The 17,532-nt window shown below is 33.7% G+C and carries 13 protein-coding genes and 1 pseudogene; 9 read left to right on the plus strand and 5 right to left on the minus strand.

Annotation, left to right across the window (positions count from 1 at the left end; genetic code table 11):
- Positions 1 to 119: 119 nt before the first annotated feature.
- Positions 120 to 998 carry an SMODS domain-containing nucleotidyltransferase gene (locus Q9317_RS03495; protein WP_003100176.1) on the plus strand — a complete coding sequence of 293 codons (879 nt, stop codon included), beginning with the start codon at positions 120 to 122 and terminating at the stop codon, positions 996 to 998.
- Positions 976 to 1,548 (plus strand): SLATT domain-containing protein, encoded by a 573-nt coding sequence (locus Q9317_RS03500; protein WP_003100177.1) that lies wholly within the window; start codon positions 976 to 978, stop codon positions 1,546 to 1,548. Before Q9317_RS03495 ends, Q9317_RS03500 begins: the two co-directional genes overlap by 23 nt.
- 293 nt (positions 1,549 to 1,841) lie before the next feature.
- On the opposite strand, the pseudogene Q9317_RS03505 reads toward Q9317_RS03500, so the two are convergent.
- Positions 1,842 to 3,044: pseudogene (locus Q9317_RS03505) on the minus strand (IS110 family RNA-guided transposase).
- A gap of 287 nt (positions 3,045 to 3,331) precedes the next feature.
- Positions 3,332 to 4,437, minus strand: a protein-coding gene (locus Q9317_RS03510) for an IS3 family transposase (protein WP_089180059.1) whose coding sequence is annotated in 2 segments (ribosomal slippage) — positions 3,332 to 4,161 and positions 4,161 to 4,437 — 1,107 coding nt in all. Because the reading frame shifts where the segments join, the coding sequence is not laid out codon by codon here.
- A 215-nt stretch (positions 4,438 to 4,652) separates the two neighbouring features.
- Between Q9317_RS03510 and Q9317_RS03515 the strand changes: the two genes are divergently transcribed.
- Complete coding sequence (locus tag Q9317_RS03515) at positions 4,653 to 5,516, plus strand: helix-turn-helix domain-containing protein (protein ID WP_017795003.1); 864 nt, start codon at positions 4,653 to 4,655, stop codon at positions 5,514 to 5,516.
- Between the two features lie 535 nt (positions 5,517 to 6,051).
- Here Q9317_RS03515 and Q9317_RS03520 read toward each other — a convergent pair.
- A complete protein-coding gene (locus Q9317_RS03520; RefSeq protein ID WP_003099066.1) occupies positions 6,052 to 7,227 on the minus strand; it encodes an IS256 family transposase in 1,176 nt (391 codons plus the stop codon).
- Positions 7,228 to 7,828: 601 nt separating this feature from the next.
- On the opposite strand from Q9317_RS03520, the gene Q9317_RS03525 reads away from it, so the two are divergent.
- The 3 genes from Q9317_RS03525 (at position 7,829) to Q9317_RS03535 (ending at position 10,906) form a co-directional block, all read left to right on the plus strand.
- Positions 7,829 to 8,134, plus strand: a complete 306-nt coding sequence (locus Q9317_RS03525; RefSeq protein WP_003099068.1) for a lactococcin 972 family bacteriocin — start codon at positions 7,829 to 7,831, stop codon at positions 8,132 to 8,134.
- Between the two features lie 161 nt (positions 8,135 to 8,295).
- Positions 8,296 to 10,275 (plus strand): DUF1430 domain-containing protein, encoded by a 1,980-nt coding sequence (locus Q9317_RS03530; RefSeq protein ID WP_003099069.1) that lies wholly within the window; start codon positions 8,296 to 8,298, stop codon positions 10,273 to 10,275.
- Position 10,276: 1 nt separating this feature from the next.
- The gene (locus Q9317_RS03535; RefSeq protein WP_003099070.1) at positions 10,277 to 10,906 is read left to right on the plus strand and encodes a putative bacteriocin export ABC transporter; all 630 of its coding nucleotides are present in this window, start codon (positions 10,277 to 10,279) and stop codon (positions 10,904 to 10,906) included.
- A gap of 540 nt (positions 10,907 to 11,446) precedes the next feature.
- Here the strand turns inward: Q9317_RS03535 and Q9317_RS03540 are convergent.
- Positions 11,447 to 13,192: a glycerophosphoryl diester phosphodiesterase membrane domain-containing protein gene (locus Q9317_RS03540; RefSeq protein ID WP_016355882.1), complete on the minus strand. Its 1,746-nt coding sequence runs from the start codon at positions 13,190 to 13,192 to the stop codon at positions 11,447 to 11,449.
- A 324-nt stretch (positions 13,193 to 13,516) separates the two neighbouring features.
- Between Q9317_RS03540 and Q9317_RS03545 the strand changes: the two genes are divergently transcribed.
- The gene (locus Q9317_RS03545; protein ID WP_003099087.1) at positions 13,517 to 14,236 is read left to right on the plus strand and encodes a CPBP family intramembrane glutamic endopeptidase; all 720 of its coding nucleotides are present in this window, start codon (positions 13,517 to 13,519) and stop codon (positions 14,234 to 14,236) included.
- 180 nt (positions 14,237 to 14,416) lie between these two features.
- Here Q9317_RS03545 and Q9317_RS03550 read toward each other — a convergent pair whose 3' ends face one another.
- On the minus strand, positions 14,417 to 14,989 hold the full coding sequence (locus tag Q9317_RS03550) for a dihydrofolate reductase family protein (protein ID WP_003099091.1): 573 nt from the start codon (positions 14,987 to 14,989) through the stop codon (positions 14,417 to 14,419).
- A 183-nt stretch (positions 14,990 to 15,172) separates the two neighbouring features.
- On the opposite strand from Q9317_RS03550, the gene Q9317_RS03555 reads away from it, so the two are divergent.
- Both Q9317_RS03555 and fadD read left to right on the plus strand, forming a co-directional pair.
- Complete coding sequence (locus Q9317_RS03555) at positions 15,173 to 15,676, plus strand: GNAT family N-acetyltransferase (RefSeq protein WP_003099095.1); 504 nt, start codon at positions 15,173 to 15,175, stop codon at positions 15,674 to 15,676.
- 229 nt (positions 15,677 to 15,905) lie between these two features.
- Positions 15,906 to 17,426 carry a long-chain-fatty-acid--CoA ligase FadD gene (gene fadD / locus Q9317_RS03560; RefSeq protein ID WP_003099096.1) on the plus strand — a complete coding sequence of 507 codons (1,521 nt, stop codon included), beginning with the start codon at positions 15,906 to 15,908 and terminating at the stop codon, positions 17,424 to 17,426.
- Positions 17,427 to 17,532 lie beyond the last annotated feature (106 nt).

Raw genomic sequence — 17,532 nt, forward strand, 5'->3', positions numbered from 1 at the left:
ATCGAAGTATACGAAATTTGTAATTGTGTTCTTTTTTGAATAGCATTAACAGTAAAGATTTTAGTTACAAATTATTGTACAATATAATTATGAAAAATTAAAAAGAGAGGGTAGAGCAGATGTCAGTAACTAGCAATTTTACAAATTTCTGTAATAATTTAAGGATGAGCGGCAATACTGTTGATAAAATAAGAAATCGTTACCGACAAATTACCAAACGAATTAACACTGATTATAGAGGAAATACGTCAGAAACTTCTTATAGTTACTTTGTAGGTTCGTATGGAAGAGGAACAGAAATATGGACAAGCGATATAGATATTTTAGTTCATCTCCCATTTGAAACATATGCAAAATTTAATGCGTATTCAGGCAATGGTCAGTCAGCACTTTTACAGGAAGTTAGGTCAGTTTTACAAAAAACTTATTCATCGTCATATGTAAAAGGAGATGGGCAAGTAATAGGTATTAACTTTACAGACAATATAAATTTTGAAATTTTGCCAGCATTCATAAATAAAGGCGGGAGTTATACTTATGCAGATAGTAATGGTGGGGGAATCTGGAAAAAAACTGATCCCAAAAAAGAGATAGAAGCGATAAATAAAAGAAACGCGGAAACAAATAAAAACTTGAAGAGATTGTGTAGGATGGCTAGAGCTTGGAAGTATAAATGTGATGTTCCTATTAGCGGAATTTTAATTGATACACTGGCGTATAAATTCATTAACAGTTGGGGACATAAAGATAAATCATATTTGTATTATGATATTATGAGTCGAGATTTCTTTGAGTATCTTAAAGATATTGATAAGTCTATTACTTTCTGGTTAGCACCAGGAAGCAATAGATATGTTTATAAAACAGGAAATTTTCAATCAAAAGCAAAAACAGCCTACAAAAACGCATTGAGTGCCATAGATTATGAATGCAGAGGTATGCCAAAAACTGCAAGAAACAAATGGAGAGATATTTATGGAACGAAATTCCCAGAATAGTCAAGGTTATAAATTAGAATCTCAGATTAGGGAAGCTTACGGACGGGTGACATATACGCAGACTACACAAAATAAAAAAGCAAATAGACTTATTAAGTTAGATAATAGAATTAAAATTTCGCAAATCGTATTGTCAGCTATTACTACTAGTGGATTTGTTGTAACCGTTATCTTAAATGATACGACTGCGAGTATCATTGGCGCTATAGTGTCACTTGCTCTACTAGTTTTGAATTCATATATGAAAAATTTCAATCTCGCTGAAACAGCTCAAGAACATATAGCTGCAGCAGATTCTTTATGGAAAATACGTGAAGAATACGTCTCTTTACTAACTGATTTTGAAATACTTACTTTAGAAGAAATAATGATTAAGAGAGATAATCTTCAAGAGAGAACTTTTCAAGTCTATTGTAATTCCCCTAAAACTGACATGAAAAGCTACTCTGATGCTCAAAAAGCATTGAAGACAGAGGAGGAGCAAACATTTTCTGAGGAAGAAATTGATGTTATGTTACCTAACTCAATAAGACGAAATAATAGGGATTAAAAGTAATATATATAATTTTTTTTATAATATTAATAGATGTCAAGAAGAGTTTGCTTAATGGGTGCGACAGTTGGACCATTGACAAGCTCTCTTTTCATTGTTGTAAAATGGCTCTTTTCTACTATTTGTCAAGAATAATGCGGGTTCTGACTCAAAATTATTTCTGAAAGTGTATCAATAGAGTCATTTTAGGAGGAGTTCGTGCCATTTTTTAAGAATTTAGGTACAGAAAAATGACACCTTATCTAGCATTTTTCAAAACAAGGTGTTAGAATTATAGGGCATAGGCGACTTTACCGACTTTGGGTTGAAGCGTAGTCGTAAAGTTTGTTATGCGTTAAGAGGTAATACATTGTCCGAATGAGACGATGTATAGAGGCAATTGTATGTGGCTTAGTTGAAGTCGTTTGCGATTGCCTTTTTCGTTTCTCCTAGAAGTCTGCAATATGGCAGGGATTGGTGTGGCTAGCTGAAGCAATATTGTGAATACACTTGTAGAGAATTTTTCTAGCATAGGGATTTCCACGCTTGGTGATATGTTCTTGAGCTAGGAAATTGCCAGATTCATAGTGTCTAAGATCGATACCGATAAAGGCATTGATTTGGTTTGCAGACTGAAAGCGACGGATGTCTCCTCATTCGCCAATAATGCTTGTAGCTGTTGTTTCTGCGATACCAGGAATAGAGAGAAGAATCTCGTATTCAGGTAGTGGTTCAGCTAGTTCGATCATCTGTGCTAGGACCTGGTCCCTACGGTTTGTCAGTCTCAGAAGTTCCTGTGCATGATACTTAACCTCTTCTATCATGGGAGAGGTTTTTGAAAGGGCAGGATAGGACTGCTTAGCCAGTTCGACTAACTTTTCAGCCAATCGTTCAACTCTGTTCTCAGAAATCCGTTTAGAAGTTGACTGGCGAATAGTCTCTTTCAATTCAACTTCTGATAATTCCAATACCCAATGTTTAGTTGGGAAGATGGTCACAAGGCTCCAATACTGCTCACCTGTAGGAGAAGAGAGTAGGTTCTCAATTTCTGGAAAGGCCACTTGAAGCACCTTGTGAAGTCTATTTTTATTCCTGACGATATCTTCTGTTAGATTTTGGTAGAATCGACTGAGGTCACGCAAGTTTTGATAGACTTCCTCTTGAACATAAGTTGGCTTGCGGTTAAGAATGAATTGTGATGAAGCTAGCTTTTCAGCGTCAATCTGATCGGTTTTTCTAACCCGCAAACTGTCTAGTTGCTTCTTAGCTTCTAGAGGATTTAGGCGTGTATAGGCATAGCCATTGATTTCCAGAAAGGCCTGGAGACGGCGAGAATAGACACCGGTAGCCTCGAAGATGATTTTGGGGCTATTCACAGTCGCTAGGTCCCCCAGTAGGCGATTAAACCCAATGGCATCATTGGGCATAGTATAGCCATGAACCTTTTCACCATTCACAAGAATAGCCACTTCTGAGCTTGCTTTACTCACATCAATTCCGAAAACTGTCCGCATTATAATTACCTCTTTGTCTTGAATGATTCCTTGTTTTAGTGATTTCATTTTCAATACTCGACGTCTTGCGTCCCACATACTTTGATAAAATTCTTCCTAAAACAGGTGTCTTGCCAGTTTGTCAACTGTAGTGGGTGACTTATAGCTAAGCTCTAGCGAGTACCATTTTGGTACTCGTTTTTGCTATGTTTAAAGCGAGATAGATGCGTTTCTTAAAGTTATCAAAATTCCTGTAACCAAAGGTGAAAAGGCAACACTTTTCTGTACAACATTTATAAAGTGTTTTTCTAGGCAATTAATCTTTTAGTCATTGGTGTTTGGTAGTTGAGACTACCATGAATGCGGTGGTAATTCCACCAATGAACATAGTCTTTAGTCTTAAGAACTAGTTCTTCCAGCGATTGAAAGGTTTCTTGATAAACAAATTCAATTTTGAAAGCACGATACGTACTTTCAGCTACGGCATTGTCATAAGGACAACCAGCCTGACTAAGCGAACGTGTGATTCCAAAGGCTTCCAATATTTCATCAATTAACTGATTATCAAACTCTTTGCCACGATCTGAATGGAACATCTTGACTTTGGTCAGGGCGTAAGGGATGCTTTGTATGGCTTGCTTAACGAGTTCAGCGGTCTTGTGCCAACCAAGAGACAGGCCGATGATTTCACGGTTGTATAGGTCAATGATGAGGCAAACATAAGCCCAACGATTGCCTACACGAACATAGGTTAAGTCAGTGACTAAGGCTTGTAGTGGTCTTTCTTGCTTAAACTGCCTGTCTAAGTGGTTGGGAATAGGGGCTTCATTCTTGCCTCTAGAATGTGGTTTGAAGGTGGCTTTCTGATAAACAGAAACCAAATTGAGTCGCTTCATAATGCGTCGAATCCGACGCCGTGAAAGTGTGATACCTTCGTTATTCAAGCATATTTTGATTTTTCTGGATCCGTATCTGGACTCGCTCTCGAGGAAAATTCTTTTAATAGTTTCTTCAAACTCCGTTTCAGATACTGACTCCACGGCTTGATAGTAATAACTTGAGCGTGGCATATTCAGCCAGCGACACATCTTTGAAATGCTGTATTTAGCCTTATTAGCAGTGATTATTTCCCTTTTTGTGCCATAATCACTGCCGCTTGCTTTAGGATATCTAATTGCATTTCGAGTTCTTTATTGTGTTTCCTGAGTTCAATTAGCTCCCGCTGTTCATCTGTCAGATTATCAACAGACTTGAATGAACCAGTTGTTTTGGCTTGTCTAACCCACTTATCGAAGGTGGAAGGGGTTAGCTCGTATTCCTTGATGAGGCTGCTACGCTTTCTACCAGCATTGTAAAGGTCCACAATTTGTTGCTTAAAATCATCGGTGAAGTGACGACGTACTTTTCTAGACATGGTTTTTCTCCCGTTTTTCTTAAGTGTAGAACACTTTATAATTTCTGTCTAGTTTAGTGTAACCTATTCAAATCATAAATTCATATGAATTACAAACTAGTGATTTAGTGATATAATATGTAATTATTGTATTATCTTTAAATTGAGTTTTTCTTGACAATATTTAAAATAATGATAGAATGCTTCTGCAAAAGAATAATTTAAGGGGTGGAGAAATGACGTTGTTGGCAACTCGTTTTAGAAGTAGAAGATTGGAATTAAATTTATCTCAAGCAGAACTTGCTGAGGGAATTTGTGAACAGGGACAAATCAGTCGAATTGAAAAAGGAAAATATAATCCCGGCTCCGATTTACTCTATAAATTGTCACAGAGACTTAATGTTTCAATGAATTATTTTTTTGATGAAGATATTTCAAAAGAGACTAGTACACTTAATAATTTTAAAGTCTTATCTAAAAAGTTATTGACTGAGAGAGAATATATATCTTTAAAGTATCTATATGAGTTAGAAGTTAGAAAGAAGCAAAAGCTCACTCTTTCTGATCAGTTATATCTAACATGGATTGAAGCGATTATTCTATTTCATTGTGATGATAAAAAAGCAGAAGCAATAAAAAAATTAGAAGTTACAATAAATCAAATGTCTGACAAAGAGCGTGATTACTTTATTTTTTTCAATAGTCTATTAAATTTTTATTCTCTGACAGAAAATAAGGAGATAAGTGGAGAAATGTATTTAAAAATTATTTCGCCATTGAGTAATGCTAAAATAACATTTATCGAAGATTTGGAAATACTTATTAAAGCACGATATAATTATTGTCGACATCTTTGGATAGAGGAAAAGATAGAGGATGCAATCTCTGAAATTCTAGAAACAATTGATATTTGTAAGAATCATAATCATTACTATTTATTACCTGATTTGTATTGTTTAATGGGAAATGTAAGTGAAGGTTTTGCTGAGAAGGAGGAGGTAAAAAAATATTTTTATTTATCTCAATTTTTATATACTCTAGTTGGAAACGATAAGATGAGTCTCACATTAGAAAGTTATATAAAAAAATTTAATTTATAATTTTTTATATTTTTATTTCATATAACCTAATTGTTATGTTATTAAAAACGGTTTTTTAATCTTCGTCAAGAATGATATGTTTTTATAATTTAAAAAAATTTTCTTATCGAGTATTAAGTTTATATTTTAATGATTTGTTTAAGTTTTTTGAAATTTCAATGTGAATAGGAAATCTTATCTAGCATTTTTCATAAGATATTAAAATAATCAAGTATAGATGACTCTCAAGACTTGAGGAATAGTCGGAAAGTTTGTTATGTGTTTTGAGCTGTTACACTATTCTAATGAATTTCTGTACAGAGGCAATCGTAAATAGCTTAAATAAAGTTCTTTACGATTTTTTTATAGAAGTCAGCAATATAATATGGATTGGTTTATTGGCGGATACAATGTTGTAAATGCATTAAAATAATATGTTTCCGATATATGATTTTATATATTTGTATTGTGTTATATACAAAAAAATTCCAGATTGGTAATTTATAAGGATACTGTCAATAATTTTGTGTAAACACAAGAGTAGAGTTTTTGAATATTAGTCAAATAAGCTATCAAGTGTGTCAAAACATACTCCGAATCCTTTATGAATACGAGCTCCGAACTTAATATTATAGTCTTCGAAAATACTTACAAGGCATCGTTCTAAGGCTTCTTCATTTGGAAAAACCACCCTCTTCTTACTTTGTCGCTTGATTTCTTTATTGAGTGATTCAATCAAGTTTGTAGAGTAAATACTAGACCAAATGTGATGTGGAAATTGATAGAAAGTTAGGAGATTTTCAGTTGTTTCAAGTGATGTCATAACCTTTTTGTAACGAGGTTTCCACTCAGAAACAAATTGTTCCAATAATTTAATAGCCTCCTGTAAATTTGTGGCACGATAAATCTGCTTGAACTGATTTAGAATAGGTGCCCTATCTACTCGTTTGACCTTACTGGAGATATTGCGACCAATGTGAACCAGACACCGTTGCTGTTTAGCCATTGGATAGGCTTGTTGGATGATTTGATTCACACCGTTAAGCCCGTCTGTAACAACTAGAGAAACTTGCTTAAGTCCTTGATTTTGTAGCCTCTTAAGAAGATCTGAGCAAGAGACATTATTTTCATTAGGGGCAATCTCATAGCCAAGAACTGATTTATACCCTTCAGGCGTGATACCAAGTGCAATGTGAATACATTCTTTACTGACCGTACCTCGTCGCAAGGGTAAGTAAGTTCCGTCTAGATACAAGACTGAGTAGTTAGTTTGAAAGGAACGCTCATGAAAGGCAGTGACACTTTCTTGGGTCACTTTTGTGATATTTGAAACCGTTGCTGGACTGTAGTGGTGACCATACATGCGCTCAATAATGTCACTGATTTCGCGTGTCGTAACGCCAGTTTGATAGAGTTTAATCACCATCTCTTCCAAGTGGTCATCTCGTCTAGCATAAGATGGTAATAAAACTGGTGAAAACTCGCCGTTTCGATCTCTTGGAATGATTAAATTGACTAAGCCATACTTCGTTTCAAACTGTCGAGAGTAGGTCCCATTACGGCTATTACCTGTATTGTAACCTTCTTTTTTATATGGCTCATATCCAAGGAAAGCTGATAGTTCAACCTGCAAGAGGTCATTCATAGCTATTTCTAAAGAGGATCGAAAGAATTCATCAATATCTTGTTTTTGCGCTAGGAAGTTAAGTAATTCTGTGGTAAACTGAGTCATGGGAATAAATCTCTTTCTAGTGAAGTGTCGTAACTCTACTATACAGGATTTATTCCTTTTTTGTGTTTACACAAGATATTTTACACTACCTTTATAAGCTAAATGCTAATAAAGACATTAATTTGGTTAGTAGACTAAAAATGATAAATAACACTAGTTTCTGATGATACTTGTCACTCTTGTTTGTTATTTAAAGCAATATCACAAAAATACATATTTGTTTATAAAATAAAAATAAGCATAAAAAATTGACATTATTTTACTAAAGTGATAAAATAATGTCGAAAATGAAAGGGGTTCCAAAATGAAGAAGGTAGTAAAATGTATGTTAATTGTCTTGGGATTAGCAATAATTTCTACTAGTTTAGTATCTGTTACATTTAAATCTCTAGGAATAGACCCTGGGGTAGTACATATGAAAAATAGATTATAGAGGAGGTGGTGGATATGAGAATGTATCTACTAAAAAATTCGTTAATTCTTTAACTTTTATGAGTGAATATGATACATATTTCACAGATAAGTAGTGACTATCAAGATATACAAAATGATGTTGGAGGATTTGTTAGTCACTTAACTAAAAAGAAATGAGGAATAAAAAATGAAAAAAATTTCTAAAATTTGGGCAGTTGGTTTAGTAGCCGCATCATTATCATTTGGTTCAATAGCTTATGCTGAATCAATTAGTGTAGCCGGTGGGACATGGAATTATGGTTATGGAGTTGGTCAAGCTTATTCACACTATAAGCATGACTATAACAATCATGGAGCAAAGGTTGTTAATTCAAATAACGGGGTAAAGGATTATAAAAATGCAGGTCCAGGAGTTTGGGCTAAAGCATCTATAGGAACTGTTTGGGATCCTGCAACTTTTTATTATAATCCAACTGGATTTTATTCTAACTAAAATGTAATTTGATTGATTTATATTCAATATTGTGAGTCTTTTTGATATTAATTTATCTAATACTACATGTATTAATTGCAATTTCTCACTAGTATATAAGTTATCATGAAAGAGAGGAGGAGAAATCCTCCTTTTTTAGAAAGTTTTAAGGAGGTTTAGGAATGTATGATAAATTAAAAAAATTATTATTGATATTTTCCTTCCTTTTAATTAGTTTGATAGGAATACTATTTATTAATGCTAATAGTAGTGAGATTTTTGGTGGCTTTAGAGATGTTGTAGTGGTGGAAAAGTCTCCTATTGATTTTCCTAAGGCTGTTGAAGATTTTGTTGCTAGCAATGATATTACCTTAGCAAGGAGAATAGTTGACTCTGTAGATGATTCTAATGGTCAACTCCAAAACACATATGTTCCTATTGGAAATCAACCACTACCTAAGGGGCTAAAACAACAAACAGATAATGAATTGATTGAAAATAGTTCATATAATACCGTTTATGTTATTGTGAGTGGTTTAATGGATGCGAATGAAGTTGCCAAAGGCTTGTCACAACTTAAAGCAAAAGTCAGAGTTCTACCAACAAACTATGAAATTGCACTTTTTCGCTTGCTTATAACAACACCACAATCATTTCTAATAATTCTTGGACTTTTGATTGCCTACATTTCTTTAATATTTACCAAACATATTGCAAGTATGAAAGAAGTTGGTATTTTAAGGATTTCTGGAAAAGGGAAACATGTTATAGCTTTAGAAGAAACCAAAAGGGATAGTATGTTTATCTTATGTCTAACAATAATTTGTGTTTTAGGTATTAGTGGGGTCTTATTCCTATTGAACATTTTTTCTATCTTAGCCTTATCAATAGTTTTAGTACCATTACTATCTTGGGCATCTTTAATTTTTTTGATTAATTTTTGTTTGTCTCACATTTTTTATTATATCTTGCAACATCAGCCCATAATTCTATCAATTAAAGGTAAAGCACCGGTAGGGCTTATTTTTCTTATGACTACGATTATTCAACTATTTACTTTATTTTCAGTGATGTATTGTTTTCACGGAATGATTTTAATGACTAAAGAAGTAGACCTATTGAAAACAGGAAGAAATTTTTGGCAAGACAATGTTACCTTTTATGAGATGACCTCTTTAGAAGATGGAGGATCTATTACTCAAACTCAAAAAGAAATATTTTTTAAAGAACTTCGTGATAGTAGTACTATTATTTATAGAAATGATATGTTAGACAGTATAGCCTTATCTTCCAATAAGGGAAAAAAAGTGTACGAACCGACTCCGGATTTAACATCAAACGTGATATATGTTAATGAAAATTATATCAATGAAAATCATATAATATTATCTAAAAATGCAAATTCTTTTCTTCATGAAATGGAGACCTATGATAAGATGATTTTGATTCCAAGTAATCAAAAAGAAAATTTTGATAGACTGAAAGAAAAATGGCTATATTTTGAGGAAAGAGGATTCTTACCCAAAAATGCCAGGTTTGAAAATCCTCACCCTAACTCGAAAATGAATGCTTTTTTATATGATGGTGGTGATGTATTTACCTATCCTGTTTATTCTCAGATTGGTCGGCAATATTCAAATAGAGCCTTAGTTCATGACCCAATTATCATAGTAGAAAAACCTAACTATGCTTTATTACCGACATCAACCTTATTGGTAAACAATCCTAAAAAAGTGATGGATTTAATTCGAAAACATCACTTAACAGCTGCATTTGGTTCATTGACCAATGGCTTATTATCTATTGAAACAAAAATAAATACGATGCAAACACGAAAATACATTCTAATGGTTTCAACAGCCGTAAGTATTTTTTCATCATTTTTGTTGTTTATATTAATGAATAGCATTTACTTTTATCAAGGTAGAAGAACACATTTCTTAGAACGTTTGGCTGGCAAGGGAGCATTAGCTATTCATAAGTCCTATCTTATGATGCTTTGTACGGCTTATATTTTAATAGCAGTAACCGCATTTTTTGCTGTCCAATCACACTTAGTAGCACTCGTGCCAGTTGGTTACTTATTCTTGCTACTTCTTGTATTTATGCTACAGTTAGCCAGTGAAAAAAGGGCCAATGTATTATATTTAAAAGGAGGATAGCATGATTGAACTAAGGGGGATAACTAAAACATTTGACGAGCATATTGTTTTAGAAGATTTTAGTTATAAATTTTATGAGGGGAATTCCTACGCATTAATAGGTGCATCTGGTGCAGGAAAGACAACATTATTAAACATTATTGGAAAATTAGAGCATGCCGACTCTGGAAATATATCGGTCAACAATATTGAAATAAATAAAATTAAAGAAAAAGATTATTTTAAAAACTATCTTAGTTATTTATTCCAAAACTTTGGCTTAATTGAAAATAGAACAATCCTAGACAACTTAGATCTAGCTTTTGTTGGGAAAAAGCTTGGAAATTCTGACAAGAAAAAACGAATGAGTGAAGCACTAAAAAGGGTCAACCTAAATGTTGATTTAAACAGAAAAATATACACACTTTCTGGTGGAGAAGCACAACGTGTAGCTATTGCCAAAACAATCTTAAAAGATTCCCCAATTATTTTGGCAGATGAGCCGACAGCATCAGTAGATCAAAAAAATAGTGAGGAAATTATTGAATTGATATTGGAATTGGCTAAAGAGAATAAAATTGTGATAATAGCTACCCACTCTCCCAACGTCTACAATAAAGTTGATCATATTTTAGAAATAGCAAAGAGGTAAATGACTATGAAGTTTAACCTAACAAATATTTTGTTACAATTAATGATTTTTATAAACACTTCTTTTATAATATTAACTCAAATGACTAGTCTCAGGCAGCCTGTTAAATTGCTTATTCACCTCATCTGTCTCTTGAGTTTCATGTCTTTAGCAATTGCTATTTACAATTACGTAAGATCCGAGAAAGATTAGTGAGAAGAAATCAGATGCCATGAAACTTTTTTAAGTCTTAATCTGATAGAGTGAGATGAACGAAGAACTAAGATGAGTAGTCACCCTTATTCAACTCCCATAGGGTGGAAATATCTAATATTATAATGGTTTTTATAATATTAATAGATGTCAAGAAGAGTTTGCTTAATGGGTGCGACAGTTGGACCATTGACAAGCTCTCTTTTCGTTGTTGTAAAATTTGATTTATTTTAAAATAATCTTGAGAGAAAAAATGGTCTTTCAAACAGAAAAAGCAAGGGCTGTGATACCATTGCTTAGATTAGTGTTCACTACAAATGATGTAGTTCTGTATTGTTAAATGTTATCTTAATTGAATTCTTTAAGCAGTCTTAGGACGCGGTCAAAAATTGTTTTGTCTTCTTTCATTTCGGATTCAATGTTTCTTACTAAGAGTGGGTCATCCGTGATAATGCCGTCAATTGGTTTGTCTAGGAAATGCTCGATTCTCTCGCTCTTATTGATTGTCCAAACATAGATTTTCTTTTTGCTCCAATAGGCTTGTAAAGAAAGGTATGGACGGTAGGAGAGGTCTTCAATGACAAAGAAATCAACCTTTTCATTGCCGAAAATTCCAAATTGAATAGGAATCACATGACCTGTTTCAATAGTGGGCTGCTTTTTATTGATGTCTTCCATAACTTTCAAGTTTAAAGACATGACTTTATGTTCCTTAGATAAACCTAATTCCTGGTATTCTTTCAAAAACAGATCAACATAATCACTGGGTTCTTTGGGATTTGGTTTTAACTCAATTAAGAGTTTCAGGTTTAATGCTTTTGCACGGTTAGCATAATCTTTAAAAGAAGAAATATGACTTGAGAAGTCTCCCTGTTCTATACCTACTTTTTTAACCTCTTCCAGAGTCATATCAGAAATATTTTGATCAATTCCTGCCAATCTTTTTAGATTATTATCATGTGAAACGACAAAATGACGATCTTTTGTTAGCATCAGGTCCATTTCAACATAGTCACTCTTGTCTGTTTTTGCGCCTTCTAAGGCTTCTATGGAATTTTCAACACCACGGGCAACGACCCCTCGATGGGCGATAACGGTTTTATCAACATTCGTTTGATAAAAGGCTAATCGACTCACTGAAAAGAATCCAATAGCTGTTGTTATGATAACTAAAAGCAATAATTCGACTGCAATCCTTCGGTGACTTTGGGAGTTAACTCTTGATATTTGAGGATTTCCAAGTAGAAAATGCTTGAAGATAAGTGCAAGTCCTATTGTGACAAAGGCAGTAACAAGAAATGTTACTTCCCAAATAAGTGTTAAAAAGATGCTTTGTATCCAGAAGTGATTACCCGAGCTATCTAAGGTCGAAAGCATTACTATCAAGGCCATTACAATCAAACTAAAAGAAAAAAGAATAAGGAGTGACAAGCATAAGATTCGAAGAAGAAGGGACCAATTTTTTCGAGTAAGTGACCAACTTTCTTTAATGCTTTGCCAAGCCGTTAGATGTTTTAAACTAACGAGCGGGATGACTAGCATTAAGCGAATATTTATATAAGCAATTAAAATAGCTAAGCTATAAACAAGTAGTTGCCCCTTGGTTTCTTTCATTAGCTCGCCAATAATAAAATCTGGAATCGCAATTTTTTGTGTTAGGGCTGATGCTAATCCTACGTGTAAAACAGGAATAGTCACTAAAATATAAGCTAAAAAGACAGGGAGTTGTCGCCCCCCAATGGTTTGCCAAAATTTTTTAAGGTATTGTGGCAATTGTTTTAGGCTAGTTTTAGTTAAAATGGGCTTGTTTTGAATAATAGCAAATAGTAAATAAAACTCTATATGAATAAATAAGGCCACCGAGATCATGTAAATCACTAAAATGATAAGGCATAAGGGATTTTTTAGAACTTCCCAAAAATTAGTATGGTTAATATGAGGTAAATTTGTAAGATCAAGGATTATATAAAAAAGTTCAGATAAGACTCCATTAGCAATATGAACCAAAAGAAATTGCAAAATACTTACTTTTAATACCCATAACAATTTTATTTCTTTTAAGGGTTGAAGTGTTGATTTAATAAAGTGCCCCATTACTTAATCTCCTAAATGCATTTTTTAGTTAGAATATAATCTACACCTTTTATCTTACCAAAAAAGAGTTGATTTGTAATCAATGAGAGAATTTTTTCTCATTTTTAAAAAAATAAACTAAGGAAAGAAAACTTGATTTTTTAAGGCTTAGGCCTTTTTGGAGTAGATATGATAGAAGAAGAAAAGGAGAGAGTGTCTTTTAGTAACGGCTTATACTAGTAAATAATCAAAAAGAATTCAATAATTTTTGATCTCTATGTCCAATTTTATTTGCTATTGTGTTATAATGTTATTAAATAATTATGAGAGCAGGAGTAGCTAGCGATGCTTAAGATTCAGGATAAAAAAGTGATTTTATGGCCCTTGATTTACATTTTACTTATGGGAATTGCTAATTTTTTAAGTGCACAAGTATTTCATGTGACTTATGGTGAAAGTGATTATGTTAAAACCATGTTACCTTTTATGGTTATTTTAGCTGCTTATTCGTCACTTTGCTTTTATAGTCAAGGCAAGCAGTTAGAAACGAACTGGCAACCAACTGGGAATTCTCGCATTTTTATGCTCATCTTTGTCCCTATAGTAGTAATGGCCCTATTTTTTATAGTTAGGAATGTCACATTTGAAATGTCATTTCTGATTCCCCTCTTGGTTACTTTTTTGGTAGGATTTGCTGAGGAAATGATGTTTCGTCGTGTGCTCTTTGTTTCTCTACTTAAGCAGTCTGATTTAGCAAGTGCAGTAATAGATTCAGCTATTATTTTCAGTCTTTTGCATAGTATCAATGTGTTGGGTGGATTACCATTTGGTCAAATGCTGATCCAGCTAATTATGACCTTTATTGCAGGAATTTTTTATGCTCTTATGTATCATCAAACCAAGTCAATCACTTTATTGGTTGTTTCACATTGGTTATGGGATTATCTGGTATTAGGTGGAGCTTCTCAAAAATACCCTCTTATAGGAATCGCAACAACAGTCTTAATGTTGATGCAACTGCTAGTTGTTCTCTTTTTTGTTCTAAAACAAAGAAAGGCAAAATAGAGTTATTTTCATTTTCGCAAGTCATTTAAAGATAAAGATATTTTGCAGTAAAGCTCATCAAGTAGTTATAACAATCTCAGCCTTCGACAAGAAAAGGCTGAGATTTTTTAGATTGAAAATGGGAGTTAAACTAGCAAGTTAAGCATCAGCTTTTTTTACAGAGCTAGATGGTCCTTGATTTTACAATTTTAGAACATTGTACACCAAGCCTAGGGCACCGGAGTCAAATTGTTCTGAGCTAATTAAGTCAAGTTCTGCAGTGATACCGTCAAAAAGGCCTAGCCCATTACCAACAAGTGTCGGAGAAACAGTGATTTTAATCTTATCGACTAGTTGTTCTTGAAGGAGGTATTTCGCTAGGCGAGGACTACCAAGAACAAGAATGTCCTGTCCCTCTGTATTTTTGAGGTCTTTTACTGTTTCTACTAGGTTTTCCTTAATAAGGGTTGAATGCTTCCAGTCAGCAGTTTTTAGTGTTTTTGAAGCAATGCGTTTGTCCACATTGCTAATCCATTTGGCGTGATTTTTTTCATAAGCAGTAGCTTCTGGATTTGTCAGCATTTCTGTCCAGTAGGCATACATCATCTGATAGGTTGCTCTTCCCCAGAGAATAGTGTCAACACTTGCTAAGTGCGTTTGAGCAAAATTTTCAAGCTCTTGGTCATATGCGACAAAACCAATATCCATTGCTCCATTTGGTCCTTCAACAATGCCGTCTAGAGACATGTGTAAAAATATAACTAAATTTCTCATTATTTTTCCTACTATAACATTTGATTTAGCTAGTATACAGTTTTAATAGGTCAAAGTAAACTGAAGTGTTTCTTGAAAAAGAGGCATTTTTGTAATCTATTTTGTTAGAATCATTTTCGCATCTGCTATAATAAAACTTAATAAGTGATATCATAAAACCTAAATAAAGGAATAGAAAAGAAAATGACAGTTTCGATTATAACCCTTCATGATTCTGTAACGAAAGAGTCTATTGCAAGGAAGGTACTAGTTGATTTGCCCTCTTGGTTTGGAATTCAAGAAGCTACCGAGAAATATGTGACAGATGCAAGTGAAATGCCATTTTTGGCGGCCTATGACAATGATAAACCTGTAGGATTTATTGCCTTAAAAGCAACAAGTCCGGCTTGTGCCGAGATTTTTGTCATGGGAATTATTAAAGAATATCATAGACAAGGGATAGGAAAAAAATTGCATCTAGCTTATGAAAAGTTGGCAAGAGGTCTAGGATATAGCTACTCACAAGTCAAAACAATTGCTCTTGGCAAATACGAGACTTACAATCAGTCCAATTATTTTTACCGAGCTATGGGCTATGAGGCATTGGAAATTTTTCCAGAATTATGGCATGTTAACAATCCCTGTCAGATTTATATTAAATATTTAGGCAACCATAGATGTAAAAGATTCAGATTTAAAGCACGATGATGTTTGCAAGATATTGTTGTAAAACTCACGGTATTATTTGGGATTATTATAGTGGAAAAGACTGTTTATGTACGGATCTCCATAAGTTGGACATAATATCTAACGATTGGGGTGCAGTTCATTACAGTTTTTTTATTGTTAAAAGATGCTCAAGCACTTTCGTAGTTTAAACATTAAATTGATGCTATACTTAATGTAAGTGCTTACAAATAAAAAAAGGAGATGAACCATGGATGTTGATTTCTTAAAAACTCGAGCCAGATTTAGTTCACAGCAAGTTGCTATAAGGGACCCATTAAAAGGTAAAGAATGGACTTACGAGGACTTGAACCAACGTGCTGTTAATTTGGCTCATTATTTATTAGCCTATGGCATTAGTAAAGGTGACCGTGTTGCCTTATTTTGTCCTAACGACATTGCTTATTTTGACCTATTATTTGCATGTACTAAAATTGGGGCAGTATTAGTTCCTATCAATTGGCGTTTGAAACCTATTGAGATAAAGAAAATACTTGAAGACTGTCACCCAAAGATTGTTTTCTTTGCCAGCAATCATAAAGATCGATTGGAAAAATTAGTTCCAGATAGTCAAATGGTTGATGTCGATGATATGGAATATGATCTTATTTGTGAAACAAAAATAGAAAAAGAACTTCCCTTTGTTAAGGTTGATAAATACAGTCCAGCTTTTATCATGTATACCAGTGGCTCTACTGGAATGCCAAAGGGGGTTATGATTAGTCACAATGGCATGATTCAAAATGCCATGAATGGTATTGTCAATTGGAATTTTAAAATGTCTGATCGTACCTTGGTTAGTGCACCTATGTTTCATATCGCAGCCTTGTGTGGTTTTGCAATTCCATTTATTTTAAACGGGTCACAATTGATTATTGAACGTTATTTCAATCCTAGAGAAGCCATCGAACTCATTAGTGATTACAAGATTACACATCTCTTTATGGTGCCAACAATGTATTATACTCTTTTGACCCATGAAAGTTTTTACCCCCAAGCTTTGGAATCTGTCAAAGTGTTTATTTCAGGAGGAGCTCCTGCTTCTGACTTTGTGCAAAAAGCCTTTAAAAAAATGGGGCATACCATTATCAATTCCTATGGTTTAACAGAAGTTGGACCAAATAATTTTAGAATTTTACCAGAAGAGGTTGCTGATCATCCCAAAAGTATCGGCAAACCAATCATGTTTGTGAGAGCTCGTATTGTAGATAAAGAATTTCAAGATGTCAAACGAGGTGATATTGGAGAACTTATTTTATCTGGTGAGCATGTTTGTTTAGGGTATTGGGAAAATTCTGCCGAAACGCAAAAAGCCTTTCACGGAAACTATTTTTGTACGGGTGATTTAGCTCGACAAGATCAAGAAGGATTTTATTATATCGTTAACCGCAAAAAAGAGTTGATTATTACAGGTGGTGAAAATGTCTTACCATCAGAGGTTGAAGCAGTGCTTAATAGACATCCTTTAATAAAAGACTCTATTGTTGTGGGCTTTGATAATGCTGAATTTGGTGAATCCGTTGGAGCTGCTATTCAATTAGAGGCTGATTTTGCTGATTACTCTAAAGAACTCAATCGTTATTGTCTGGAACATTTAGCTGGCTATAAGGCACCAAAAGCTTATCTTGTATTGGAAGACTTTCCAAGAAATGCAATCGGCAAAATTGATAAAGGCCAAATACAAAAATGGTTAACGGATTATGTCAAACGGCATGGTCAAGACATTATTTAAGTTCAAAAAAGTTGCTTAAAAAGCAACTTTTTTTGAGATTTTCACAAAGATTATTTTTCTATAAACGCCTTCAATAAAGGGTTTTAAAAGTTTTTTGCAAACTATT

It is taken from the genome of Streptococcus iniae (assembly GCF_030732225.1).
Taxonomy (GTDB): Bacteria; Bacillota; Bacilli; order Lactobacillales; family Streptococcaceae; genus Streptococcus; species Streptococcus iniae.